This window comes from Bradyrhizobium sp. Pha-3, assembly GCF_042258615.1.
Taxonomy (GTDB): domain Bacteria; phylum Pseudomonadota; class Alphaproteobacteria; order Rhizobiales; family Xanthobacteraceae; genus Bradyrhizobium.
In genome coordinates this window covers 5,992,626-6,016,648 of the sequence record NZ_CP170152.1, presented here as the reverse complement: position 1 = coordinate 6,016,648, position 24,023 = coordinate 5,992,626, and the positions used below count along the sequence as shown (strand labels likewise).

Genomic DNA, 24,023 nt, shown 5'->3' with positions numbered 1-24,023 from the left:
TGCGCACCGAGAAGCCGTGCGTTCGAGTTCGGTCGCGCTGGATGGCAAGGAGCCGGCCCGTCATGACCGTTGCATTAAGATATGGCGGCGGAACTCCCTATCATCGCGCGTCTGCGTACTCGCTCGGCCAAAGCGCAAAATGGCTGTTTCTAGCGGTCGTTTTCATACTGCCATTTCAACGCGTGCCGTTTGTCAATTCGAACCTGCTCGGCATACAGGGCTGCAAGCCCTTCAACCTATTGTCAGCGGGAGTCCTGGTCTATTTGTTATTCCGAGTTTCACTCTTATCAGCGACCGACAAAATCGAACGGACGTCCATCCGCATTCTCTTGCTATATTTCGTAACCTTCACCATTGCTTTCGCTAGATCGATCCCGAACGCCCCTCTGCTTCATGAGCGCCTCCCGGATGTATTTCCGGAGTCCTATCTGGATTACATCATGTCATACGGCATGGTTCCGGCGTTCTACATACTGCCGTTTCTGTTCATTCTGAAGCGATGTCGCTCATCTTCGGAGATCGAGACAGTCGTCAACGCAATCTGCGTTTCGATCCTACTCTTATCGGCCAGCTTCATCCTCGTCGCCCTTATGAATCCATCGGCCGCACTTTCAGGACGGGCCGCCGTTAACGATTTGTGTGAAGCCTACTTCGGCATCCACTACAATACGATGGGCACGATATACATCTGCACGGCGCCTTTGTTGCTGTACAAGGCACTTACGCGTAGCTCACTCTGGATGGTGCCCGTCGCCCTGTCGCTTTTGGGGCTCCTCCTCCTCTCATCGCGCAGCGCGCTTCTAACCGTCGCGGGCTCCTATGTTCTGCTTCTGATTTACAAGCGCAAATTTGCTGTCCTGGCTGCCGGCGCCGCGATGGTGGCCATCGCTTCCGTTCTCTGGATCGCGCCGACCATGGACGCCATCCTTTCCATCGGTTTCGACGGGACTTCGGAAGTGTCGGCTGATGAATTGCTTACTGGCCGTGTAGACTTCATCTGGATCCCGCTGCTCAACGAATGGACGAGTGATCTCGGCCTGTTTCTATTCGGCGCCGGTCGGTCCGGAATCATAACCAGCGAAGCTTGGTACACGGGAACGCTGATACAAGCGACTCATGCGCACAACGCAATCATCGATTTCTTTCTCGACTGTGGGGCGATCGCGACCGGCATTCTTCTCGTTCTTATGTGCGTCGGGATATCAACCGCTTGGCGTGTCGGCCGACGGTTGCATAGCGATCTGTATTGGGCCTTGTTTGCCTGCATCGTCGGCTACGGAATAAGCATGTTTACCGAGCGAGAGGTATTTCCATCGTTCGAGAACATGTACCTGTTCCTTCTCATCGCGATGATGGTCAACCTGGCACGCCTGTCTTCGCGCGTACGCCAAACCTCGGCAGGAGCTGCTGACTAGGACGGTCTTTGCCGATGGAATTGTCACTTAGGTAAGCCTCGGCCACCTGACGCTGGTGCAGTACGAAGCAGGTCCGAGGGATCAGATATCTTTCGTCGAGGCCCCGCCCGACGCAGCCGCAGTAAGCGCGGCGACAAGCCGGTGGAGGTAACTCCAGTTCTCCGTCTCTGAACGAGCGACCTTCTTGCAACGCAGCGATCGAACCCGCTTAATGGCGGCATTTAACGTCGCTCGTTTCAATTGTGATGGATTCCAGCGTGACTATGTCTGAGCGCGAGATTCCCAGGAGCCCGATCGAAATCCGGGGCCAACGTACCCATGACGAGGAGATCGTGTGGGGCCGCTTCTTCGACCACTCCCGCTCAAACAGGTCGGTCGAGCAGGGGGCGCTCCAATGATTGGTCCGCTCAAGCGTCTCACGCAGCGCCTGCTCATCGGCGCGCTCGGATTTGACAACTACCTCTTCTTCGTCGCTCAAGCGCGTATCGCTACGATAAAGGCGTTCCGTTACGAAGCCGACTTCCTGTACTTTCTTAACATGGTGCCGAACGACGGCGTGATCCTCGACATCGGCGCCAATATCGGGGTGACGGCCTATTTTCTGGCGGCGACGAAGCCCGGCTCCCGAGTCCATGCGTTCGAGCCGGGGCCTGAGAACTTCAGGAGCCTGACGCGCGTGGTCGCGCAGCATACGCTCGCGAACGTGACGGTCCACGAATGCGGCCTGGGCCGTCAGGCCGCAGCGCTCCCGATGATCATGCCGGTGATAGGCGGAATTAAACGGCACGCGCTGTGCCAGGTCGACGACGGGCACTCGGAGTACAAGGAAGGCATCCGTTTTCAGATCAAGATAGAGACGCTCGACGACGTTCCGGATCTCAAGACACGCACAGACGTGCACGCGATCAAGATCGACGTCGAGGAGTTCGAGGCCGAGGTGCTGAAAGGCGGCATGGGGCTGATAAGGCGCTGCCGGCCGCTCATATTCTGCGAGATATGGAAGCCAGAGAACCGCAGCGAGATTCGAGCAATGTTCGAACGCGAACGCTATCGCATGTACGGCTATGAGCACGGCGTGCTCAAGCCCGCCGGCTCCGGCCTCAAGAACTTCACGGGAAATTTCTTCATTATTCCGGATGAATGTCCGCTGCCCCAATAGAGGTCGCACCGCTGTCCTGATTCCCGTCGCGCGCGCGCGACACAGCGCGTGCACGAGGGGACGCCAGGCATCAGTCGCAGCTCTTCGGAGCCAAAGTACTACTCACGAAGAGCAACGCAGCGACACGCAGGGCTCCAATGGGAACGCCACCTCCCGTTGCGCCGGAGAGCCAAATGAGTTCAAATCGACTTGGGAAGCTCGGCTCCACTGGATTGATGAAAGGACCGAGGCCAAGGGTCTAGTCGCATCATGCTGTGCCTGATGCCGCTCTACCGCAGTCGAAAATCAACGAATTGTCGTGACGCGCATCCTGGTTGTAACACATAAGCCGCTCGCAAGCCTGACAAACGGGCATGACCTCCGCGTGTGGCACTTGTGCCGTGAATTGGCGAAGCGGCATGAACTGTACCTTTTGACGGTGAACCTCGGTTCAACAGATCAATCCGGCGATGGCTTGGTTGGCTTGTCCGATGTCTTCAAAAAGATTGCGGAAACGCCGAAGTTTCCGGCCCACAGGCCCTCGCTGAGGAGGCACTTCCGTCGAAATGATTCAGACTACTTCTCGCTCTCTTATCCGGATCACTTTTCGACGGTTACCAAAGCGATCGCCGGCTTCTGCGAGGAGAACAGTATCGATCAAATGATCGTCTTCTGCCTCGTGCTTGCAGAATTCGTCCGACCGTTTTCGAGCGATAAGAAAATACTCTTTGATCTCATCGACAGCGAGGTTCTAACGCTGACCAGACAAATGCAGTTCCTTCCGCCGTGGCCCGCGCACCTGAGGACGCGTCTCGACGCGCGCCTGATGCTCGCGCGCCGCGCAAGGGCGGAGGCGTGTTTGCCCGTTTGGTTCAACCACGTCACTACAGTCAATGATGCCGATTCTGATACTGTTTGCAGGCTGTCCGGCAGAACGGCGAACGTTAGCACGATACCGAACGGAGTCTCGCCCGACCTGGCGGATACCTTCGACTCAAACGCGCGTGTCGCCAAGCGGAGGGGAGTGGCATTTTGGGGCAACCTTGCCTTCAAACCAAACAGCGATGCGGTTCGGTTTTTTTACCAGTACGTTTATCGACCGTGCTTGGCTCCGGCCGGAATTGAGTGGTGCGTAGTGGGCAAGGATGCGGAAAGCTGGCTTCTGGAGGAAGCGAAGCGAGACGACGGCATTCGCCTCACTGGATTCGTCGACGATATCTGCTCGGTGCTCGCTGAGTATCCGATCATGATAAATCCGATGCGAATTGGCAGCGGATTAAAGAACAAGGTACTTGAAGCGTTTGCCATGGGGCTGGCCGTTGTTTCAACGGGAGTAGGCATCGAAGCGCTTGGTATGGCGCGAGAAGGTGTCGATTACATGCGTGCCGACGAGCCCGAGAAGATCGCGGCAGCGATCAAGCTGCTCATCGAAGACGAAGGCGTTCGGTATTCTATGATCCAGAGTGCTCGAAAAGTGATGCTGGAGCACTACACCTGGAAAAAGGTTGCTCGTGACATGGATGCACTCCTGGGCTCGGTGTGAGTGCCGGGAGAGGTTCGGTCATGGCTGCCCTTCGGTTCAATTGCCGTGGTCCGATAGGCTGATGCATCGAGTTGGTCATACGAGATTGACGAGGAGCGGCTCGAGAAAGGTGAGGCGAGAAGTGATCCGATTGCCATCAAATCGTTGTGCGTTTCGTGCGATGATCGTGCTGCCCTGTGCTTCTGGAAGTCAGTCAGTGAGTTCTGATCGTCTTCCTGGAAAGTGCGCCGACCGGGAGTCGCGCTTCCGGTCGTCGACGCCGTCGCGAGGTCGTTGATCCATGGCATCCATATTGCGTCAAGGAATTCTACTCTCGGCTGCCCAATACACCGAGCAGGTCATTATGCTATTGACGCCAGTCGTTCTGGTGCGAACGATTGGCCCCACGGCGTTTGGTGAATACCGGCTGTTCTGGCTGCTCGTAACGACGGTGGCCCTGTTGTTTTCTTTCAACATGCCCCGGAGCCTGCTTTTCTTCTTTGTCCGGCTGGATGCGGAGGGACGGCGGATTTACGTCGGTCAGACGGTGCTGTTCCTGCTCGCCACAACGACGTTTGCGCTGCTTCTCATCGTCGCCTTTCGTCATGTCCTTCCAGCGGGCATGAAGGATCTGCTGCACGACCACGGGTTGTTGCTGGCGATCTTCCTGTTTGTCTGGAATTTGGGCTTATTGCTGGACGTTGTACCCAACGCTGTCGGGCAGATCCGCTGGCAGGCGCAAGCTATCTTGGCTTCATCCGTGCTGAGAGCTGTGCTCATAGTTTCTGCAGCAGTCGTTTTTCATCGATTCGAAGAGGTGCTAATCGCGGCTCTGATTGCTGCTGGCGTGCGCTTGGTACTTCTTGCCGTCTTCATTGCGCGCCATTGCGGCATTCGACTGTTTCCGATTGAGAAGGAGCAGTTCCGCGTGCAGCTTCGCTACGCCCTTCCGTTCGGTGTGGCCGGCTTGCTTTGGAGTGTGCGGAAACAGGCGGAGCTTTGGATTGTCGCGACGATGTTCTCGTCGGGCATGTTCGGCATTTTTTCGATTGCAACCATGCTCCTCATGCCGTTCGAAGTCTTGAGAGGCGGGCTGGGGAATTTGCTCTTGCCGAGGATGAGTCATTTCCATTCATTGGGTCGCCACGAAGAGCTGTTGCGGCTGAACAATCAGGGCAACGTGATCATTAGTGCGGTCATGTTCCCCGCCATCGCGGCACTGTTCGTCTTTGCTGACGAAGTCATTCAGCTGCTGTTTACCAAGGAGTACGTGAGTGGCTCTCCAGTGCTGCGCATTTATCTGATTCAAACATTGATCTCGACCGAGATTACCACGCTGCTCAATGTGTTTGGGCAGGGCTCGGCTAACATGCGTTATGAGGCGGCGATCCTTCCGTTTGCCGTGCTAACAAGCCTGGCCGGCGTCTGGTACTACGGTTTGCCAGGGGCGGCGATCGGGTCGGTACTCACAACCTTCGTTGTGTATATTTTGTTCCTGAGAAGACTTTCAAAGGTCATGAGCATTCCGATCGCAAGGTTGCAGGATTGGAAGAACCTTGGACTAATTCTGGTCGCTTCGGTGTTGGCGGCAATGCTGGTGCGAGTTTCGTTTGATCTGCTGCAAGCGCCGGTTCCAGTTGCTGCGCTGGTTGGTCCGGCTGCGGTTCTGGTGTGTTATGTGGCGATGCTGTTTGTGACCGGATACTATCGAACACTGGCTGAGGTCCGAAGAGAATGGGGAGTTCTCGGGGCGTGATGGACGGTGTTCCGCATTGTGTGGGGTTGCCTGAATATCAGCGCGAGGATGTGGCGGCCAACGAAGCTCAGTGGTGAGCCACGGCGGGACGTCCACTCGTCAGTGGGCCTTCGGCTGGCCGTCCGGCCAATCGTATTCGGTTGCGATACCGCGCATAATTTCGTTGGCCAATTCTCCGCCTTGATCTCCGTTCGTCATGATGACAGCGCCATCTCCATTTTCAAACATCGTCATCAAGCTGACGAAGCCATCGTTGACGCCTGCATGTAGAATTCGTCGATGCGGTGCGACCCCTAGTACAATCGGACCAAGTCCGTAGTTGCCAAGGCCGGGTGTGAGCATTTGGAGAGCCGTAGCCTGAGACAGCACGGGAGCATCTCGGCCGGTCCAGGCGCGGACCACACCCAGCGCAAAATGCGCAACGTCGGTCGGTGTCGTCCACAATCCTGCGGCAGCCAGCTCAGGATAGACATGTGGGCCGCCCGGCACCGGCTCTCCCGTCGCCCGGTAAGGGGTTGCGGCCATTGGAGTGTCATTTGTGGGCAGCGGCTGTAGGAAACTGCTGTGGGTCATCCCGAACGGCTTGAGGACGAGGTCTTCAAGCAATTCTGGAAACGGTTTGCCGGTCACGTCGATGAGCAGCTGCTGCACAATGGTATAGGCGCCGCTGGAGTACTCGAACCGTGTGCCGGGCTCATGATCGACAACGATAGGCGCGGTATTTGCGGAACCGCATCGTGCAAACCAATCGTGCGTTGACGGCTGGAACCGGATTAGGTCGCGACACAGCAGCGACGCGCCGTTGAGAACGTCGCCGAGTGACGGAATGACTGCGCCTGCAGGATATCCCGGAAAATATGGAACGGTTATGCCAGCCGAATGATTCAGCAGTCTTCGAAGTGTAACCTTCGATTGATCGGTGAACGAATTAGCAGGGAGCTTCCAGGTCTTAAGGGATAGATTGACGTCGCCATCGAGATCGAGCTTTCCGGCCTGAACCAATGCGAGCGCCGCTACAGCGGTAACCGGTTTGCTGATCGACGCCGCCTGGAATAAAGTGTCGGGCGTTACAGGCGGACCACCGATGCTAGCGTACCCGAACGCGCGAGCCTGGATTACGCCGCCGTGAACCACCGCGATGCTGACGCCAGGAACGTGCAGTTCGTTCATCCGATCAGCAAGTTTCATCGGAGGTGCGGCTGTGGTGTCCGCCCGGAGTCCATTCACGATACGCTGCATGCGCGGTTCGAAGTCGCCGTTGCTGCCTGGGCGCGCGGCGTCCTGTGCAAGCAAGGCCTGCAGGGTTGCGAAGCCTCCTATGATGACGAGCAAGGCGATACGGCCGACGTTGAGAATCATCGACGGGACCTCCGCGGGCGGCCAGTGCATTGGACCATACGAGGAGTTCTAGCAAGACGGCGGCACTTCCGGTAGGGAAGTCCTCAACCGTTGAAACCGCCGCCTCTGCCGGTGCAATCCGCCGCCACACGCGCCTGCAATCTGCAGCGAGACAAACCCTTCTCAGGCGGCTGCACAGCTCTCCTTGGTCAGCGCACAGTCCGAGCGGGCCGGGCCGGCCTTTGCTGTGATCGAGAATGGGTAATCCGAAAGGGTCGCGCCGCGTATCGATCCAAAAGATTATGCTTGTGAGAGAAACGGGGCGCACCAGGAGCAGTGCGCCTTCAATCGATAGAGTTCGAGATCCTGACAGAAACGAGCCGAGCAGAGAGTGCAGTATATGACGGTCTTGATGCGCTTCTCCGGAGGTTTTGGGGGCGGCGTGGTTTTGAATGCAAGGAAGTTTTTGGCGGAAGGTGATGCGTTTACGCAAACACAGGAAGCGGCGTTCTTTGCCTCAATCCGCCTGCGGAACGGCACCTACAAGACCACCGATCATCATCGCCTCGATGATCTCAATAGGCTGGTTATCGATGAGTGGAAGAAACTTGGCAGCAAGCCGAGCCAGATCATGGACGTCGGCGTATCATCAGGAATATCCTCAGTCGAATGGGCGGATGCGCTGACGCGCGCCGGCGTCGAGGCGAAGATCCTGGCGACCGATCTGTGCATGCGCGGGAGCCTCGTGCGCCTGTTGCCAGGATATGAGGTCCTTCTCGATCGTGATGGCAAAGTGCTTCAGCACATCGTTGCCGACCGTCCGGTGCGCTGGTACCTGAATGGTCCCCGAGATTTTCTCAAGGGCACCGGATTCGTGGTCGCCGGGCTGAACACACTTGCAGGCGTGCTGCTGCCCCTGACGAACATGCGGGAAGAGGGGAAGGATGTACTTCTGGTGAACCCGCATGCCCGCGACGACGCTCGGCTGAGCTTTGCCGAGGATGACATTCTGGCGCCTAACCCTGCTCACCTGCGCGGCCGGTTCAACGCGATCCGCGTGTCGAATCTGCTCAATCATGGCTATTTCAACGAAGCGCAGTTGCGCGGCGCTGTCGGCAATCTGAGGGATCGCCTGGTCGGTGCCGGTTCGTTCCTCATCGTAAATCGAACGCTTGCAAACGGCACCAATCACGGCACGCTCTTCCGGCTCAACGACGCGAACAAATTTGAGACAGTGGCCAAGCTTCGAGAGGGGAGCGAGATTGAGAGTATCGTATTGTCGGCTTGACGCCGGACGATCGAGCTTCTTGATGAAGGCAAGGCTCGCTCTTTCGCTACTGAGAAGCCGTACACCTCGAGTTCGCAGGCAAGGCGTCGCAGAGCTTCTTTTGATGGTGCGGTCCCATTAGGCACGAGGTCTCGAGTGCGTATTCTCTCGATGGATTTTTCCATCCCTTACCTGATGAAGGATGAGAACTACCCGATTGGCGGGTGGGCGATCGAGCTCGCAGTGTGGCTTCGTGCGCTTGAGAACGCCGGTCACGAAACCGCTGTTCTCACCTGGAAGGGCGCGTTGGAGCACGTAGGCTCAGGACAGCAAATCAAACTTATAGAGACCTACGATCCCGCGCGTGGTATTCGGGTCGCGAAGTATTTCTATTCGTATATTCCGAAAGTGTTGGCGGCCGCCCGCAGCTACCGCCCGGATATTCTGATCCAGGGAGTATGTGGAATACATACTGCCATCATGGCGTTCGTCGCCGATCAGCTGAAAGTTCCATTCGTTTATCGCGTTGTGAGTGACATAGATGTCGATGAGCGATGCAAGGCTCTTCTGCCACCCCATGAATGGATATCCTATTCGTGGGCCCGGCATCGCACCGCCGGGTTTCTCTGTCAGAATGAGTATCAACGCGGAAAGTTGGCAGCGCTTTTTCCGGGGAAGCCAGTCCACGTCCTCCATAATCCATTTGCTATAGCGGAGGACGCGGCCGCTCCTTTGCCGCGAGAAAAACGCGGATACGTTGCCTGGCTCGGTGTCTTTCGGTATCCGAAGAATCTGCCTTTGCTTTTTCGGATTGCCCAGGCATTGCCGGCCGTCAAGTTTCGCGTAGCGGGCATGACGTCGCCCAATACCGATCAAACGACGCTGGACGCCTTGAATGGCTTGCGTCAGCTGCCAAACGTGGAATTGGTTGGCTATGTGCGGCGGGCGGACGTTCAGCAATTTCTATCGGAAGCGACAATGCTTCTCTGTACGTCGGATTTCGAGGGCTTCTCAAACGCATTTCTGGAGGCGCTGGCCGTCGGCGCACCCATCGTGACGCGCCGGCATGTTGATCCGGATGCGATTGTCGAGCGTCATGTTCTCGGCGCTTCAGTTGAAGACGAGTTGGCGCTCTCTAGATCTGTCAGTGAGATTTGGAACATGGACGCGGGTGAATACAACGCGCTCGGTCGGCGATGCCAGATCTATGTCAAGGCAAATCACTCCCCGATGGTGAAGACTCACGAGCTGATGTCGGCTTTGACACCCCTTGTGGCGAGGTCGAGGCACTCGGGTGCAGCTGTTATGCACTGAGTCGCTCGCTCGTTATCCATCGAGATCGGAGATGAGCAACGCGGGAGACGCGCGGTGAGGCGCTTAATCGGATCCGGCCGTTGATTTTGCGTCCGGCGTCACAAGGGTCCGATCAACACGACCGCCATCGACGCTCTGGTAGCATGAACCGCCGGCGAGGCAGACACGCTGGCCGCAAGGCTCTGCGTCGCGATGCGATTGATCAGGCATTCCATCGGAGCTGAGTCCTGGCGGTAGTCCTTATTTTCCCACGATTGAGCCCCTCGATAAATTGCATCGAGATTTGAATGGGTTACCCTTGGTATGGCCGAGCATTTTGCGACGGTCGTGGGACCGAACAGGGATGGCAATGAGAGTATTTTTACCCCTCATCTTCGCGCTGGCTGGGAGCGCGGCGGAAACCTCCAATGGATCGACATTGAGCCTTGCCAATGCAGCTGGTCAGCGAATGCTGTTGGCTGAGGGCCCATCCGCCGAGGCCTACAATGCTGCCGGCACCGACGGGAATACAGCAACCAGCAGAACGGCTGTTTCGTCGATCAACTCATTCTCCGGCAAGCCGCGAACCCGCTTTCAGATCGGCGACGTTAGCTACGGCGTTCACGTTGCGGACCAGGGCTACAGTCTAACCAATCCCGACCCCCAAACCCTGCGCTTCGAGGTCCGCAAAGGCGACCATGCGTGGTACGACAGTTCGTCCGTGGATCGTTCCGAGATCAATTCCACCGTGACGTATCCCGCCGCCACGCCCATCACGCTGAGCTACCAGCTCATGGTGGAGGCGAACGGCAGCAACGGGGCGCTCGTCAACAGCGCGACCGGTTGGTTCATCGTCGGACAGTGGCACAACGACGATGACGCCTCGGGCGTCGGAACCTCTCCGCCGGTCGCGTTGAACCTGCAGGGCGATCACCTGCAGGTGCTCGTGCGCTACTGCCCGCCGGGCAAGAACCCGAGCAACGGCGCAGGCTTCGTCGTCACCAAGACACTCTGGACCGACCCCAACCCGATCGTGACCGGCAAGTATCACGACGTGAAAGTGCAGGCCCAGTTCTCGAACGACACGACCGGCTACCTGAAAGTCTGGATCGATGGGGCACCGGTCGTGAATTACAGCGGGCCGCTGGGCTTTGGGGTCGGCACCAATTGGGAATTCGGAATCTATCGGTCGTCGGCGCCCGAGACCGTTGCCGTCAACTATCGAAATTTGATGATAACGACCGGGTCGCTGACGCCTGTATCGTCAGAGCGACCGTGACCCACGGTGCGCAACGTCACCAGCGGCACGGTTTCCCTTGGCCCGATGGACGCAGCCGCGGTGAAGCAAGACGATCTGCCGCTGGGCTTTGTTCAGTGCGCGATCATCCGCCTGGTGCTCTCGATTGGTGGATTAGGCGTGCAAGGCTGAGCCGCTCGGGATCAGCCATGAACTGGCAGCGCACGGCATACGGTCACAATGGCCGGGTCTGCCGCAGTCTGGTGGTCTGCGCTGATGGACTTTCTGCAACGGGAACCAAGCGTCTGCTGACATGCAAAGAAGAGGTTCCTGTCCTCACTTATCCCTTAGCTTGAATACTTTTTCATAAGCCGCCAAAAGCTTCGTCGATGCATGATGCCAGGCGAGCTCGCCATTGATTCTCTTCTGACCGAATGCGCCCATAGCTTCGCGCCTCGCCGGATCTTCCAAAAGCTCCAGTATTCTATCGCCGAACTCGGCGGTGTCAGCATTCTGCACATACAACGATGCATCTCCCGCCGAAAAGCGGCCTTCCGTGAGGTCGAATTGGACGATGGGCTTACCCAACGTCATGTATTCCATGATCTTGTGCATCGTCGACATGTCGTTCATCGAGCTGGGGCGGTCCGGATTTACACAGACGTCCGCCGTCGACAGAATGGTGAACAGAGTGTCGTCATCGACACGGCCGGTGAACGTGACCACTTCGTCCACTTCAAGCGCTCTCGCAAGCGTCTTGAGCTCCTCCAATTCCCGTCCGCCCCCGACGATCACGAACTGGATATCATCGCGGTTGCGTGTCCTGCGGATGTGCTTGATCGAATCCAGCAACAGGTCGAGCCCCTCCTGCCGCGCGATAACACCCACATATCCGACCAGATACCGTCGTCCCTTCTTCCAGGCGGGGTCCGGTGGAAGCGAGCGAACGCGGGACACATTCGGAGCGGAGCGCACGACGAACACACGACCGGGGCTCATTCGGCCCCGTTCAATCGCAACAGTGCGATACGATTGGTTGGTCGCGATCGATACGTCCGACAACGCGAATGTGATGCGTTCAAGCAGAACCATGACGCGCCAAAGAAGGCCGCGACGACCGAATTTTGCCTCGTAGAGCTCCGGATTGACGTCGTGCTGATCGAAGACAAAAGACTTCCCGAACAGAAATTTATGAAACCCACCGATTAAGAAAATCAGATCGGGCGGATTGCAGGCGTGGATTACGTCGAATCCGCGCGTTGCCAGAACTTTCACGCTCAACGCGAATTCCCAAAACAACGCCACGCTGTATTCGATCACATAACCCAGCACCCCGCGACCTTCCGCGGGCATCCAATGGCGATAGACTGCTACTCCCTCGAGCATCTCGAAGGAGGCCATTGCGCCTGGTCCCTTGGGACAGATCACAGACACGTCGTAGCCATGCCGCGCCAACGTGGTCGCTTCCGACCACACCCGACCGTCAAACGGGACCGGAAGATTCTCGACGATGATCAGGACCCGGCCACGAACCGAGCCAACGCCCGCTTGCTCGGATTTGCGCACAACGGTGTCGTCATGAGAGAGTGTTGACATCAATTACCCGTTTTGCGTTCAGCGCCATTTGCTTCGCCCACCCTCGGGTATCGATGACAAGGTCGAATAGCTCCGATTCGGCGGCGGACTTTGCGATCAGCAACTTGCGAAGGGCGGGCAAATTGGCGAATGCATAGCCAAGGTTCTGCCCCAGCAGTTTCGACGGCTCGACGTGTGGATCGTAGATCGACAGGCCGATGTGCAAGCGGAGGAATTTGCGAGCCAGGTCGATGTTGGGACTTTCGCGAAGATCGTCGCTGTTCTCCTTGAAGGCAAGCCCCAACATAAGGACGCGTCCGCCGGGAGGGACTGCTTTCAGGCAATTCTCGAACAGGAAATTCTTGTGCTCGTCGTTCGATCGGAGCACCGAATCCACGAGCCACGTATGCGCCCCGACATCGCTTGCGATGTATTGGAGCGCGCGAACGTCCTTAGGCAAACAGGAGCCGCCGAATGCGCCACCAGGCCTCAGATAGTAGGGTGAAATGTTGAGCTTGGTATCGGAAACGAAGATCTTGTGTACAGTGGTCGCGCTGATACCGAGCTTATCGCAAACGCGACCGACTTCGTTGGCAAAGGCAATCTTTACTGCGTGGAACGAGTTGTCGACGAACTTGGTCATCTCCGCCGTGCGATAGGTGGTGTAGAAGACCGGCGCCGCGATGCTCGCGTTCAACTCGTCAAGGACCGGGCACCGTTCCCCGTCCTTTGTTCCGACCACGATCTTCGGCGGATTGAAGAAGTCTTCGATCGCTACCGACTCGCGCAGGAATTCGGGATTATAAACGACGTCGACGAGCTCCATCCTGCCGTTCAATGCGCTTTCGAAAATCGGGAGAACCAGATCCTCGATGGTGCCGGGCCGCATCGTGGAACGAAACACGACAGTTAGCGCCGTCGTGCGGGCGGGGCCGATGAGGTCTGCGATCTGATGGGACACTTCAGCGACGAAGCTCATGTTGTGAGATCCGTCCGGCGCGCTGGGCGTTCCCACGCACACGATTGCCAACGTGCAGCCGTCGAGATGCCCGCTCGCGTCCTTCGTTGCGCTCAGCAGGCGCTTTCGGACGGCGGATTCGACAAGTTGATCGAGGCCGGGTTCAGTAATTGGAGATTTCCCCGCATTGACGATCGCGACTTTTTCATCGCTGATGTCGACGCCGATGACTTCGTGCCCTTGCCTTGCGAGACAAGCGGCTGCCGTCATGCCTACGTAACCGAGTCCGAACACCGCTATTTTCATCTTGATCCATCACGCGCATCAGGTTGCGCTGGCAACACTGGCGGCTGCTTAGGGGTTGTCTGCAAGGTCGCCGGCTTCATTCAGAGATAGTCTTCGGGCAGGCACTCTGAGCGAGCGTTACGCGTCCGTCACGCTTTCCAAAGTGCAGCCCGATTGTATTCGTTCAGGCTTGCGGAGCCTGAACTTTTTCGGGCTACCTATTCCGGTTTCGGCAAGAGAAGGCGGCTTAAAGCGGTGCTAACCGATCCGCATCCCGATCGCGGGCGGAGGGTGATCGAACTTGAGCCGCTGAGCTATTCGATGATGGATCGGCCCGAAACTCGTGGTTCAGTTCGCGCCGCGGCGTCCAGGGATACGGGCCGGCGAGGCAGATGGCAGACAGGGTTGCTAGGGACAAGGAGCAAGAGATCGATGCTCGAGACCCGCGTCCACTTCAACTGCCTTTGGAGACGCGTGGTAGCCGCTGCCTGGAGGCTGACCAATTGGGTGAGCGCCGGGGAGCCGCCCATGCTCGAAGCTTCATGATAGAGGCAATGCGTCTGGGCCGAAGCGGCTTGATCGCGTCGTTTTGCTCCGTCTGCGGCTACACGCGAGCACGAAGGAGGTGACCGTAATTGTCACGAAGTTCCGATAGATATCGCCGGATGGCCACTCCGAACCGGTATCGGATTGATTCCGAGGTGGGCGTACTATGCAACTGTTCGCGATAGATGCACCGGATATCCGCCGCGCCGCCCGGCGGGACATCGACCATCACTCGAACATGTCCGTCCGCATATTCGTACGCGACCATGTCTTGGTTGGCTTCAACACCCTTTAAGGAAGCTGGCTGTGGCTCGCGCTTCATGACGCAAATCCGTCGCGTCGTGGGCGCGCCGTTCTCGAACAGAAGCCGCTCGGCAAGCATCTTTACTACGATAGTTCCACCGTCGGATTGGATGCTGTAGCTGCGGCAAACGGCTTCCTCGAGAGGTCGCCAGCAGAGTTTCCAGCGCAAGGATGCCAGCTGCCGGAGAAATTCGGCCAGGTCGCTACCGTGGCCGCGGAGGAGATCGTGATGCCCGGCAATGAAGCACGGCTTGCCCAAGATGCCGTCAAACGCGAAGTTTTCAATGCCGTGGTCAATGTATCGTCGGGTAAAAATTGGGAAATTCCCATACCGGACGATGGCGACGCTCCAGAGATCAGCGAGTGTCGTTTCGTTCAGCGCATCATCGGTTGGTGCGACCTCGGTGTTGACGGCCGCGATGAAGCCATTTCGCTTGAGCGCCGAGGCCGCCTCGGGCGAGAATGCCCCTTGCGGAAAAACCATTACGTTTTCGTGGTCAAGCTCGGTGGTTTTGCGAAGGGCCTGCATCCGAAGCCTGGCAGTCTTCAGCTTCCTGTCGAGCAGCTCAAGCGAACGGGCTGCAAACTCGCCACCTGTGTGATCGCAGCCATGCACGCAGACGGACAATTTCCCACTGCTATGCCGAAACGCGGCAACGGTGTCGCGGTTTGTTCGTCTCCAGTTCCATGGAATGAAAGCAATGGTCGTTGCGAATGCCAGCTTGTCAGCCAGCTGCAGCAGTTCGTCAAAATCGAGGAGACCGTACCGGGGCCACAAAGGCGGATCGTCAATGATCAGGCAAGCGCTTGTTTCAACGCTCGTCAAGCAAACGTCGCGGAACGCCCACTTCAGATACATCGCGACTGGCACCGCGCCGGCGAAACACTTCTTCACATCAAAGTAGCTTGCTGCGCGTTCGCGAACGTCCACAATCGTCAGCGACGAGTCAGCGAAAAAGCGGACGCCGGAATAAGTGAACTCGGCGAACAGATGTCCCTCGCGCACTCCGACGATGCTCCGAAGGTGGCTGTTGCGGACGACGAGTGTCGTATCGGCGCCCCGTTCCACCTGGATCTTTAGCCCCGACATTGGGCCGCACATTTCGGCAAAAGAATCGGTGACTGATACGGTCGTTGGGCACGGATCGGAGCCGTGGATTTCCGCCTCGGGATCTCCGGTGATCTTGCGCAACAGCGACCTGCAGGGATCCGCGGCTTGAAATCCATAGACGAAAACTGAACTGGCTGCGGCCAACCACGCCGGAAGCGCCGCGGTCTTGTTGCACTGTAGGACTTCGCCGAGACAGGCCGCGGAGGTCAGGACGGAGAATTGCTGATGAGCTGCTGTTAGCGCGGCTATATTGTCCCCGCGCGCTTCGTCGACTGTCAGCGCAGTCCAGGGAATTTCAAAGAGATCAAGAATTTCGGTCAGGTTGCGATCATTGGTCGATGGAGCGTTCCCGCGGAGCAGGAGTGCGATCGAAGTGCCTTTGGCCATAGCGTCGGCGTTTCATCCGTGGGTTGTGCCTCATCTGTTGGTAAGGCCACCAAGCTTCCTGCAGATTGTTCGTAACCTCGCGCTTGTGCGCCTCTTTTAGGGAAGCCTATACGAAAGACGGCGAAGTTTCCACTGCAGGACGGATGCGCAATGGTGGTCCCGGCCTAACCAATCTGCGGTATGCGATACCGCGGGCTTATCGAGATCAGATTAGGCCTCTCGCGGTCAGGGATTTGTGAATCCCGCGGTCGGCGTGAGCCCGAATTGGCAGCACTAACATTCTGCGTAAGCGCTGCTTCGGGCGCCATGCGACGCGCCGGGTTGCCGCAAACGAATTGCGACGTGATGCATTCATGGGGGCGTGATGTGGGGACGACCGGGTGCTGTTGTCCGTGGGAGCGCGCCGGCCTGTATCGCAGGCAAAAAAAGCGATTGATTCCAATATGGTGCGCAGCTCTTGGACGCACCTGGTCCGGCTATTGCGCTGCGTGCGAAGCTGCCGGGTTTCCCAACGCGAGGGCGGGGGTACCCCCGATGGGCGTGAGTCATAATCCGTGTTCTACCGCGGTGCGCGCGCCCAACCGGCTATCCTCCTTGAACGCACGCTAAGGCCTTCAATTAGGGAGCCAACATGGCGAGATAACCGTGCTCATGAGGATACTGATATTCACCATTGCTTTCCTCTGGCGTGATTGTGGCAAACATGTCGAAACAATTATATTCCAAATTCGCTCCCGGCCTAATTGATACTCAGAACAAGACCGGTGGCGCGGAAATTGAGACCGCAAAAGCCGGTCCATCGCTCGCCGTCATCGGTTGCGGTTATTGGGGCGCAAAACACATCCGTGTTGGCCACGATATCGGCGCAAGGGTGTCGATGGCCGCCGACATGCGGTCTGACAGACTGGAGTACGTGAAATCACAGTATCCCTCCGTCGCTGTTTCGCGTGATTTCGATGCGATCCTGAACAACTCGTCCGTCGACGGGGTGATTATCGCCACCCCCGCCGTGACGCACTTTGAGCTGGCGCGGGCAGCGCTCCAGGCCGGAAAGCACGCGCTCGTCGAGAAGCCGTTGGCCATGACAAGCGCGCATTGCCGCGAACTGATCGCGATAGCCGAAGAACGGAAGCGCGTGCTGATGGTCGGGCACACGTTCGAGTACCATCCGGCGGTGGGTGTCATGCGCCAGATGATCCGGAGCGGCTCTCTCGGCGAGCTCTACTACATCGATTCGCGGCGCCTGAATCTCGGTCTCTACCGGCCCGACGCCAATGTCCTGTGGGACTTGGCGCCTCATGACCTCTCGATCATCTTCTTCCTGCTTGAGGAGGTCGCGCAAAACATCGGCGCCTGGGGTTGCGCGCACGTTCTGCCGGATGTCGAGGATGTCGTTTACGCCAAGTTGGGCTTCAAGAGCGGGCCGACCGCCCATGTGCATGTCTCATGGCTGGACCCCGTCAAGGTGCGCCAGATCACAGTCGTCGGCAGCGATGCCATGCTGGTGTTCGACGACGTGGAGCCGTCCGAGAAGGTTCGCGTTTACCAGAAGCGCTTCAGGCCGCGGATCAACGGCGATTCATACGCCGACTTCCAGTCGGCCTATCATCATGGCGATGTTCATATCCCCGCGATATCCAGCAGCGAACCGCTGAAGCTCGAGTTGCTCGACTTCGTCAACGCGATCAAGACCGGGACACAGCCGGTTGCGAACGGAGCGCATGGCCTGCGCGTCGTCGAGGCGCTCGAAGCTGCATCGGAGTGTCTACGGCTCAACCAGGAGCACCGTGGCAACGGAACACATCAACCGGCGTTTCTGCGGCGGAACGCGTCGGCGGGGGCTGCCGAAATTGTCGTTAGATGAAGCCTTGCAGTGGAAGGCGAGCCCGCGGGAATTCGTTAAGCGGGTGCTTGACATCGCTGTGAGCGTCTCCGCGATCCTCTTGCTGTCTCCGTTCCTTGCAGCGGTGTGGGTCGCGATCCGCCTCGACAGTCCCGGGCCAGCGTTCTTTTGCCAGCGCCGGGTCGGACGATACGAGAAGCCATTCAATTGCTTCAAGTTCCGGACGCTTCGTCACAAGGCCGACGACAGCATCCATCGCGACGCTATTCGTCGGGTTTGGGCGAAGGAGGTTCTCTCGAACGACCCTGATGCCCCATACAAGCTGACAGATGATCCTCGCGTGACGCGCGTGGGGCGGTTGCTGCGGAGAACCAGTGTCGACGAGCTGCCGCAACTCCTCAACGTATTGCGGGGCGAGATGAGCATTGTCGGTCCGCGGCCCGCGATTCCCTATGAACTCGAGTACTTTCGCGATTGGCATCATAGACGTCATATCGTGAAGCCCGGCATCACCGGACTTTGCCAGGTTCGCGGCCGCGGTCGCCTGGGCCCGGACGCGATGCTCGAGATGGACGTCGAATATGCAATGAACTGGACCTTGTGGACCGACCTGAAGCTGATTGCCCTAACGGTTCCCGCGGTGCTGCGGGGCCACGGTGCTCGATGAGGTTCTCGGGCAATGAATTTGGAATCTAACGAGGCTTTAAAAATGAAAATTCCGTTCGTAGATCTCAAGGCACAGTATGCGACGCTAAAGGATGAGGTGGCCGAGGCAATTCGAGGCGTTCTCGAATCCACGCAGTTCATCGGCGGCGAGGCAGTAGCTTCGTTCGAACGAGATTTCGCCGCCTATTGCCAGGTGCCCTATGCGCGCGGCGTGGCGAGCGGCACGGACGCGATTCATCTGGCGCTGCGCGCGTTGGGTGTCGGTCATGGTGACGAGGTGATTACAACCGCCCATACGTTCATCGCCACCGCTGCGGCGATCGTAGCGACAGGAGCGCAGCCGGTATTCGTCGATATCGATCCCGATACCCACACGATCGATCCGAGGATGATCGAGCGGGCCCTGACAAGCCGCACGAAGGCGATCGTTGCAGTTCACCTCTTTGGCCAGCCGGCTGACATGGGCCCAATCAAGGACATCGCAAGACGGCGCGGGCTCTTTGTGATTGAAGACGCAGCCCAGGCGCATGGAGCGGAGTATCAGGGGATCCGAACCGGGGCGCTCGGCGACGTAGCCTGCTTTTCGTTTTATCCAGGGAAGAACCTCGGGGCATATGGTGATGGAGGAGCGGTCACCACCAACAGTGCAGCGATCGCCGAGCGGATCGAACGGTTGCGCGACCACGGTCGAACCACGCATTACAACCATGCCGAGGTCGGGTTCAACAGCCGGCTCGATGCTCTCCAGGCGGCAGTTCTCCAAGTCAAGCTCCGACGCCTGGATGAGTGGAACGACCATCGGCGGCGTGCCGCGGAGTGGTACACCGCGGAGTTGAGGCACTCGGGCATCAAGACGCCTTTCGTCCGAACGGGCTCCACGCACGTCTACCATTTGTACGTGATCACCACGAACGAGCGGGACGCAATGCGCAAGAGGCTCGACGAGGTCGGCGTGGCGAGCGGAATCCACTACCCGCTGCCGTTGCATCTACAGCCTGCGTTCGCTTATCTCGGCTACAAGCAGGGCGAGTTGCCGTGCTGCGAAGCGATGGCTGCTCGATCATTGTCGCTACCGATGTTCCCGGAGCTCACACGCGACCAGGTGCGGCGTATCGCTGCGACTGTGCTTGCTGTTGCGGAGCGCGAAAGCCACCAGGAACTGCAGCGGAAGCCCGTCGCGATGCACGCCGACGGCGGGAAGGTGTGACGATGAGTCGAATTAGCCCACGGGCGGTGGTCGAGACCGAGGCGATCGGTGCGGACGTGACGATCGCCGAGTTCGCCGTGGTCCGGCCTGATGTCACGATCGGCAACAGGGTGGTCATTCATCCGCATGTCGTGATCGAGAGCGGCGTGAGAATAGCGGACAATGTCGAGATATTCCCAGGAGCCTATATCGGAAAGGTGCCCAAGGGTGCCGGCGCGTTGTCGCGGGCGCCGCATTTTGAGGCATGGATCGATATCGGCGCCGATTGTTCAATTGGACCGCATGCGGTCATCTTCTACGACGTCTCGCTCGGCGCGGGGACCTTGATCGGTGATGGCGCCTCGATCCGTGAACAATCGCGGATCGGCTCGAAGACGGTTGTCGGCCGTTACGTTACGGTCAACTACAATACGCATATTGGCGATCGCGTCCGTGTGCAGGATCATACCTGGCTGGCCGGCAATATGACGATCGAAGACGACGTGTTCATATCGGGCTGCGTCGGCACTTCGAACGACAACGCGATCGGCCGCAACGGCTACGATGGCTCGCCGATGCATGGGCCCACTATCGCGCGCGGCGCGGCGATCGGCGTGGGAGCCAACCTCCTGCCGGGTGTCAGAATTGGTATTGGTGCTATCGTCGGCGCCGGCGCGGTGGTGACGAAGGACGTGCCTGACAACACGCTCGTGACGGGCGTCCCTGCGGAAATTCGACGAAAGCTCAACGGGGATGGCGGCACTGCCAAAGCCTCAAGGGAGTAGTCGTGAGGATCCTTTGTGTCACCAATATGTATCCGAGCCCGGAGCGACCAGGGTCCGGAGCCTTCGTGTACCAGCAGGTAGAGCAGCTGCGCCGGTTCGGCCATACGGTCGACGTCATCAATATTGTCGGGTCGCAGTCGAAGCTGAACTACCTGAAGGGCACCTTCGATGTCATGCGAAAGACTGGCATGACGACATACGATATCGTCCATGCGCACTACGGATATTCGGCCTATCCCGCAATGTTTCGGTTGCGGGCGCCACTCGTCATCACCCTGCACGGGACCGACGTACTTGGGAATGTCCTTGAAAGGCTGTCTACGCGGCTTGTGTCGCATTTCGCCGATGCCATTATCGTCGTGTCGGAGGAGATGCGGAAGTGGATTCCTGGGATCGTGATTCCCTGTGGGGTCAACCTCGACGTATTCAAGCCGTACGACCGCAACGAAGCGCGAGCGCGGCTGCAATGGCCCAACGATAAATTCGTCGTCCTGTTTCCGTTTGATCCGAGACGCCCTGAGAAGCGATATGATCTGGCAAGAGCGTCAGTCGACCGACTGGTGCAGGAGGGTGTCGACGCGCAGTTGATGACGGTCATCAATGTGCCGAACCAGGAGATGCCCTGGTACTACAGCGCGGCAAACGCCCTGCTGCTCAGCTCGGATTATGAGGGGTCACCGACCTCCATCAAGGAAGCTCTCGCGTGCAATCTTCCGGTGGTGTCGACCAATGTCGGCGACGTCCGTGAACAGCTGAATGGCATCGCGGGGACGTGGATATGTCCGCCGGACGCCGGCACGATTGCGCGCAGCCTTCGAGAGGCCTTTGATTGGTCGCTGAACGGCGAGTTTCAAGGGCGGGCGGCAGTGGCGAGATATGACCAGGCGCTCACCGTGGAAAGGATCGTCGGTGTGTATACCGACGTCCTGTCGAACTTCAGGGCAAGAACGGTCGGCAGGCGTTTGCTACGGAGTGGATGATAGCAATGCGCTTCGCGGAGAAAACGTCGTCGCCGGGATTGTCGATTCGGCTGGCGGAGGCGTGCGGTCTGTGTTCTTACGGTGAGCGAGAGTGAAGCAGCTTCTCACGAACAGTGTAATCGAAATTGCGCGTTGGTCTGGCCTGATGGCGGCCTTCAGCAAGATCTTTGCTGGCCGTGCGGCTATCCTGATGTTCCATGAGATCCAGCAGCATAGCCGCTCGGAATTGATGACCGGGACCTCAGTCGGCCTCTTCGAATATTCGCTCAATTGGCTGCGGCAAGAAGGCTGGGAGATTGTGAGTCTAGCGACATCTCTCGAGCGATTGGCGTCGGAATCCGGGACGGGCGGCCGCTATGCGGCGCTTACCTTCGACGATGGCTACCGGGACAATGTCGCGACCGCGCTTCCAATCCTCGAGCGATACAACGCTCCGTTCACGATCTACGTTCCGACCGGCGCGCCAAAACGGACGTTGCAGGCGTGGTGGCTGGGTTTGCGTGAAATGTTTCGCTCTGGAGACACGGTAACGATCGATGCGATGGACAGGCGATTTCATTGCCCCCGGCTGCGCGAAAAGATGGCGGGCTTGAACGAGGTCACTGAGTGGATTCATGAAGATTATCACCGGATCGCAACGCTTGCTCCAACGTTCAGGAAGGCAGGTTTGTCGTTGTCGGCCTTGAATGAGGCATACTTTCTGGATGAGCGCGAGCTTCAAGGCTTGGCGCGGCATCCTCTCGTGTCGATCGGCGGGCACACCGACTCGCATGCCGCCTTATCGTGCCTTGATATTGAGTCTGCGCGGGCCGAAATGGCAGATAACCGCCGCTATCTGGAGCAATTGCTACAGCTTCCGGTTCAGCACTTTGCCTATCCTTACGGCGACTCCAAAGCATGCGGCCCCAGGGAAGCAGGCCTTGCAAGGGAGATCGGCTTTTCAACCGCAGTGACAACTCGGCATGGGCAACTGTCCGGTCTCAAATCAGATCATTTTGCGCTTCCTCGTCTCGGCATTGGGGGGCCATTCGATTCGACAGCCAGATTCGAGGCTCGCATCAGCGGCATTCAATCGGCAGCCCACATGCTGATGGGGTCCCAACGTTGAATGTAGCTCTGAACCACTCACTGCGAGGTGGACTGCATCAGTTCACTCGGGAAGGCCGCTGAGATGCGCATATTGCACCTTATCGAACGTCTTGGCCCGGGAGGGAAAGAACGACAAATCGTCGAATTGCTGAAAGGGCTCGCCGCTCACAGTGACATAAGGTCATTCGTCGGTGTTATGGACAAGGACGAGGTTCGCCTCGAGATTGACCGCGAACACGCGCAAGTCATTCAGCTCAATCGCAGAGGCAGGAAGGATTTGCGCCTTTTCAAGAGCCTATGCGAACTGGTCACCGACCTGAGAATAGATATCATCCACTCGTGGGGCTCGATGTGCTCCATCTATGCAGCGCCGGTTGCGAAAGTGTGCGGGACGGCCTTCGTGAATGGGTTTGTGCGAGATGCGCCTTCGCGTATGACGTTGTGGAGGGAAGGGTACGTGAGAGGCAAGCTGACGATCCCATTTTCGGATGTCGTTGTTGCCAACTCGCGGGCGGGGCTGGCTGCCTATGGTATTCCCGAGCGTAAAGGTCTCTGCATCTACAACGGGTTTAGTCCCGAAAGGGTCTCCAACCTGAAGGATAAGACCGAGCTTCGCGGCAGTCTGGAGATTGCGACGCCCTACATTGTCGGGATGGTCGCTAACTTTACGCCCAGGAAGGATTATGAAACCTTCGTCGAGATGGCATGTCGCATCTGCCGTGTAAGGGACGACGTCACGTTTTTGGCTATCGGTAGCGGTGAAACATTGCAGCATGTGCGCGGCAGCATCCCGACTGAGCATTCGCTGCGCATAAAGCTTCTGGGGCGGCGGAACGACGTGGAGAGCATTGTCAACCTCTTCACGGTCGGCGTTCTCACTACCAATAGCCATTTGCACGGGGAGGGGATTTCCAACGCAATAACCGAGTGCATGGCATTGGGTAAACCAGTTGTGGCGACAGACGATGGAGGCACTTCTGAATTGGTTCTGGAGGGGCAGACCGGATTTCTTGTGCCGAGCCATGACGCCGGCGTTTTGACCGATCGCGTGCTCAAGCTCCTCGACAATGCTGAACTCGCCGATCGTTTTGGTGCCGCAGGACGTCGGCGCGTTGAAACAGCATTCTCACTGGATGCGATGTGCGATGCGTATCTCTGCCTTTATCGGAAAGTGGCGCGCAAGAGGACGCGCGCGACATGGCAAGGCGCGACGACGAGCGATATGGTCGATTGATCGTCTGGTCGTTCGATCGTTTTCCTGGCAACATGGCGTGCGATTGGAGTTTGCTGAGCCACCTCAAGAGCAACGTGTGATGCTGCCCACGTTGTTCGCTCACGTCTCG

General features: G+C 58.1%; 19 protein-coding genes. 15 read left to right on the top strand and 4 right to left on the bottom strand.

Features of this window, described 5'->3' with window-relative positions:
- Positions 1 to 62 precede the first annotated feature (62 nt).
- The 4 genes from ACE10Z_RS28610 to ACE10Z_RS28595 all read left to right on the top strand — a co-directional run bounded on the left by ACE10Z_RS28610 (position 63) and on the right by ACE10Z_RS28595 (position 5,831).
- Entirely contained in the window at positions 63 to 1,415 is a 1,353-nt protein-coding gene (locus ACE10Z_RS28610; RefSeq protein ID WP_375783745.1) for a hypothetical protein, read from the top strand.
- Between the two features lie 394 nt (positions 1,416 to 1,809).
- Positions 1,810 to 2,574 (top strand): FkbM family methyltransferase, encoded by a 765-nt coding sequence (locus ACE10Z_RS28605; protein WP_375783744.1) that lies wholly within the window; start codon positions 1,810 to 1,812, stop codon positions 2,572 to 2,574.
- 298 nt (positions 2,575 to 2,872) lie between these two features.
- Positions 2,873 to 4,096 carry a glycosyltransferase gene (locus ACE10Z_RS28600; RefSeq protein WP_375783743.1) on the top strand — a complete coding sequence of 408 codons (1,224 nt, stop codon included), beginning with the start codon at positions 2,873 to 2,875 and terminating at the stop codon, positions 4,094 to 4,096.
- 280 nt (positions 4,097 to 4,376) lie between these two features.
- Positions 4,377 to 5,831 carry an oligosaccharide flippase family protein gene (locus tag ACE10Z_RS28595; RefSeq protein WP_375783742.1) on the top strand — a complete coding sequence of 485 codons (1,455 nt, stop codon included), beginning with the start codon at positions 4,377 to 4,379 and terminating at the stop codon, positions 5,829 to 5,831.
- A gap of 99 nt (positions 5,832 to 5,930) precedes the next feature.
- On the opposite strand, the gene ACE10Z_RS28590 is transcribed toward ACE10Z_RS28595, so the two are convergent.
- Positions 5,931 to 7,190, bottom strand: coding sequence for a serine hydrolase domain-containing protein (locus ACE10Z_RS28590; protein ID WP_375783741.1), 1,260 nt, complete (start codon positions 7,188 to 7,190; stop codon positions 5,931 to 5,933).
- A gap of 379 nt (positions 7,191 to 7,569) precedes the next feature.
- Here ACE10Z_RS28590 and ACE10Z_RS28585 point away from each other — a divergent pair, with 379 nt between their 5' ends.
- The 4 genes from ACE10Z_RS28585 to ACE10Z_RS28570 all read left to right on the top strand — a co-directional run bounded on the left by ACE10Z_RS28585 (position 7,570) and on the right by ACE10Z_RS28570 (position 11,158).
- On the top strand, positions 7,570 to 8,457 hold the full coding sequence (locus tag ACE10Z_RS28585) for a hypothetical protein (RefSeq protein ID WP_375783740.1): 888 nt from the start codon (positions 7,570 to 7,572) through the stop codon (positions 8,455 to 8,457).
- 135 nt (positions 8,458 to 8,592) lie between these two features.
- Positions 8,593 to 9,750, top strand: a complete 1,158-nt coding sequence (locus ACE10Z_RS28580) for a glycosyltransferase family 4 protein (protein ID WP_375783739.1) — start codon at positions 8,593 to 8,595, stop codon at positions 9,748 to 9,750.
- A gap of 349 nt (positions 9,751 to 10,099) precedes the next feature.
- On the top strand, positions 10,100 to 11,008 hold the full coding sequence (locus ACE10Z_RS28575; RefSeq protein ID WP_375783738.1) for a heparin lyase I family protein: 909 nt from the start codon (positions 10,100 to 10,102) through the stop codon (positions 11,006 to 11,008).
- Between the two features lie 6 nt (positions 11,009 to 11,014).
- On the top strand, positions 11,015 to 11,158 hold the full coding sequence (locus ACE10Z_RS28570; RefSeq protein ID WP_375783737.1) for a hypothetical protein: 144 nt from the start codon (positions 11,015 to 11,017) through the stop codon (positions 11,156 to 11,158).
- Between the two features lie 144 nt (positions 11,159 to 11,302).
- Here the strand turns inward: ACE10Z_RS28570 and ACE10Z_RS28565 are convergent, their stop codons facing one another.
- The 3 genes from ACE10Z_RS28565 to ACE10Z_RS28555 all read right to left on the bottom strand — a co-directional run bounded on the left by ACE10Z_RS28565 (position 11,303) and on the right by ACE10Z_RS28555 (position 16,131).
- Complete coding sequence (locus ACE10Z_RS28565; protein WP_375783736.1) at positions 11,303 to 12,562, bottom strand: glycosyltransferase family 4 protein; 1,260 nt, start codon at positions 12,560 to 12,562, stop codon at positions 11,303 to 11,305.
- Positions 12,543 to 13,805, bottom strand: a complete 1,263-nt coding sequence (locus ACE10Z_RS28560; protein ID WP_375783735.1) for a nucleotide sugar dehydrogenase — start codon at positions 13,803 to 13,805, stop codon at positions 12,543 to 12,545. The genes ACE10Z_RS28565 and ACE10Z_RS28560 overlap by 20 nt, the downstream gene beginning before the upstream one ends.
- A 583-nt stretch (positions 13,806 to 14,388) precedes the next feature.
- Positions 14,389 to 16,131, bottom strand: a complete 1,743-nt coding sequence (locus ACE10Z_RS28555) for a hypothetical protein (protein WP_375783734.1) — start codon at positions 16,129 to 16,131, stop codon at positions 14,389 to 14,391.
- Between the two features lie 703 nt (positions 16,132 to 16,834).
- Here ACE10Z_RS28555 and ACE10Z_RS28550 point away from each other — a divergent pair.
- From ACE10Z_RS28550 to ACE10Z_RS28520, 7 genes are all read left to right on the top strand, one after another.
- Positions 16,835 to 17,995: a Gfo/Idh/MocA family protein gene (locus tag ACE10Z_RS28550; RefSeq protein ID WP_375783733.1), complete on the top strand. Its 1,161-nt coding sequence runs from the start codon at positions 16,835 to 16,837 to the stop codon at positions 17,993 to 17,995.
- A complete protein-coding gene (locus ACE10Z_RS28545; protein ID WP_375783732.1) occupies positions 17,919 to 18,641 on the top strand; it encodes a sugar transferase in 723 nt (240 codons plus the stop codon). The genes ACE10Z_RS28550 and ACE10Z_RS28545 overlap by 77 nt, the downstream gene beginning before the upstream one ends.
- A gap of 42 nt (positions 18,642 to 18,683) precedes the next feature.
- Entirely contained in the window at positions 18,684 to 19,847 is a 1,164-nt protein-coding gene (locus tag ACE10Z_RS28540) for a DegT/DnrJ/EryC1/StrS family aminotransferase (protein WP_375783731.1), read from the top strand.
- A gap of 2 nt (positions 19,848 to 19,849) precedes the next feature.
- Positions 19,850 to 20,611 carry a hypothetical protein gene (locus ACE10Z_RS28535; RefSeq protein WP_375783730.1) on the top strand — a complete coding sequence of 254 codons (762 nt, stop codon included), beginning with the start codon at positions 19,850 to 19,852 and terminating at the stop codon, positions 20,609 to 20,611.
- A 26-nt stretch (positions 20,612 to 20,637) separates the two neighbouring features.
- Complete coding sequence (locus tag ACE10Z_RS28530) at positions 20,638 to 21,591, top strand: glycosyltransferase (RefSeq protein WP_375789944.1); 954 nt, start codon at positions 20,638 to 20,640, stop codon at positions 21,589 to 21,591.
- A 91-nt stretch (positions 21,592 to 21,682) separates the two neighbouring features.
- Positions 21,683 to 22,699, top strand: coding sequence for a polysaccharide deacetylase family protein (locus tag ACE10Z_RS28525; RefSeq protein ID WP_375783729.1), 1,017 nt, complete (start codon positions 21,683 to 21,685; stop codon positions 22,697 to 22,699).
- Between the two features lie 63 nt (positions 22,700 to 22,762).
- Positions 22,763 to 23,914 (top strand): glycosyltransferase, encoded by a 1,152-nt coding sequence (locus tag ACE10Z_RS28520; RefSeq protein WP_375783728.1) that lies wholly within the window; start codon positions 22,763 to 22,765, stop codon positions 23,912 to 23,914.
- Positions 23,915 to 24,023: the final 109 nt, after the last annotated feature.

Bases quoted from the DNA above. Each gene is read 5' to 3' on its own strand.
- ACE10Z_RS28610 (WP_375783745.1), top strand. From the start codon at position 63: ATGACCGTTGCATTAAGATATGGCGGCGGAACTCCCTATCATCGCGCG.
- ACE10Z_RS28605 (WP_375783744.1), top strand. From the start codon at position 1,810: ATGATTGGTCCGCTCAAGCGTCTCACGCAGCGCCTGCTCATCGGCGCG.
- ACE10Z_RS28595 (WP_375783742.1), top strand. From the start codon at position 4,377: ATGGCATCCATATTGCGTCAAGGAATTCTACTCTCGGCTGCCCAATAC.
- ACE10Z_RS28590 (WP_375783741.1), bottom strand. From the start codon at position 7,190: ATGATTCTCAACGTCGGCCGTATCGCCTTGCTCGTCATCATAGGAGGC.
- ACE10Z_RS28585 (WP_375783740.1), top strand. From the start codon at position 7,570: ATGACGGTCTTGATGCGCTTCTCCGGAGGTTTTGGGGGCGGCGTGGTT.
- ACE10Z_RS28575 (WP_375783738.1), top strand. From the start codon at position 10,100: ATGAGAGTATTTTTACCCCTCATCTTCGCGCTGGCTGGGAGCGCGGCG.
- ACE10Z_RS28565 (WP_375783736.1), bottom strand. From the start codon at position 12,562: ATGTCAACACTCTCTCATGACGACACCGTTGTGCGCAAATCCGAGCAA.
- ACE10Z_RS28560 (WP_375783735.1), bottom strand. From the start codon at position 13,805: ATGAAAATAGCGGTGTTCGGACTCGGTTACGTAGGCATGACGGCAGCC.
- ACE10Z_RS28555 (WP_375783734.1), bottom strand. From the start codon at position 16,131: ATGGCCAAAGGCACTTCGATCGCACTCCTGCTCCGCGGGAACGCTCCA.
- ACE10Z_RS28550 (WP_375783733.1), top strand. From the start codon at position 16,835: ATGTCGAAACAATTATATTCCAAATTCGCTCCCGGCCTAATTGATACT.
- ACE10Z_RS28540 (WP_375783731.1), top strand. From the start codon at position 18,684: ATGAAAATTCCGTTCGTAGATCTCAAGGCACAGTATGCGACGCTAAAG.
- ACE10Z_RS28535 (WP_375783730.1), top strand. From the start codon at position 19,850: ATGAGTCGAATTAGCCCACGGGCGGTGGTCGAGACCGAGGCGATCGGT.
- ACE10Z_RS28530 (WP_375789944.1), top strand. From the start codon at position 20,638: ATGTATCCGAGCCCGGAGCGACCAGGGTCCGGAGCCTTCGTGTACCAG.
- ACE10Z_RS28520 (WP_375783728.1), top strand. From the start codon at position 22,763: ATGCGCATATTGCACCTTATCGAACGTCTTGGCCCGGGAGGGAAAGAA.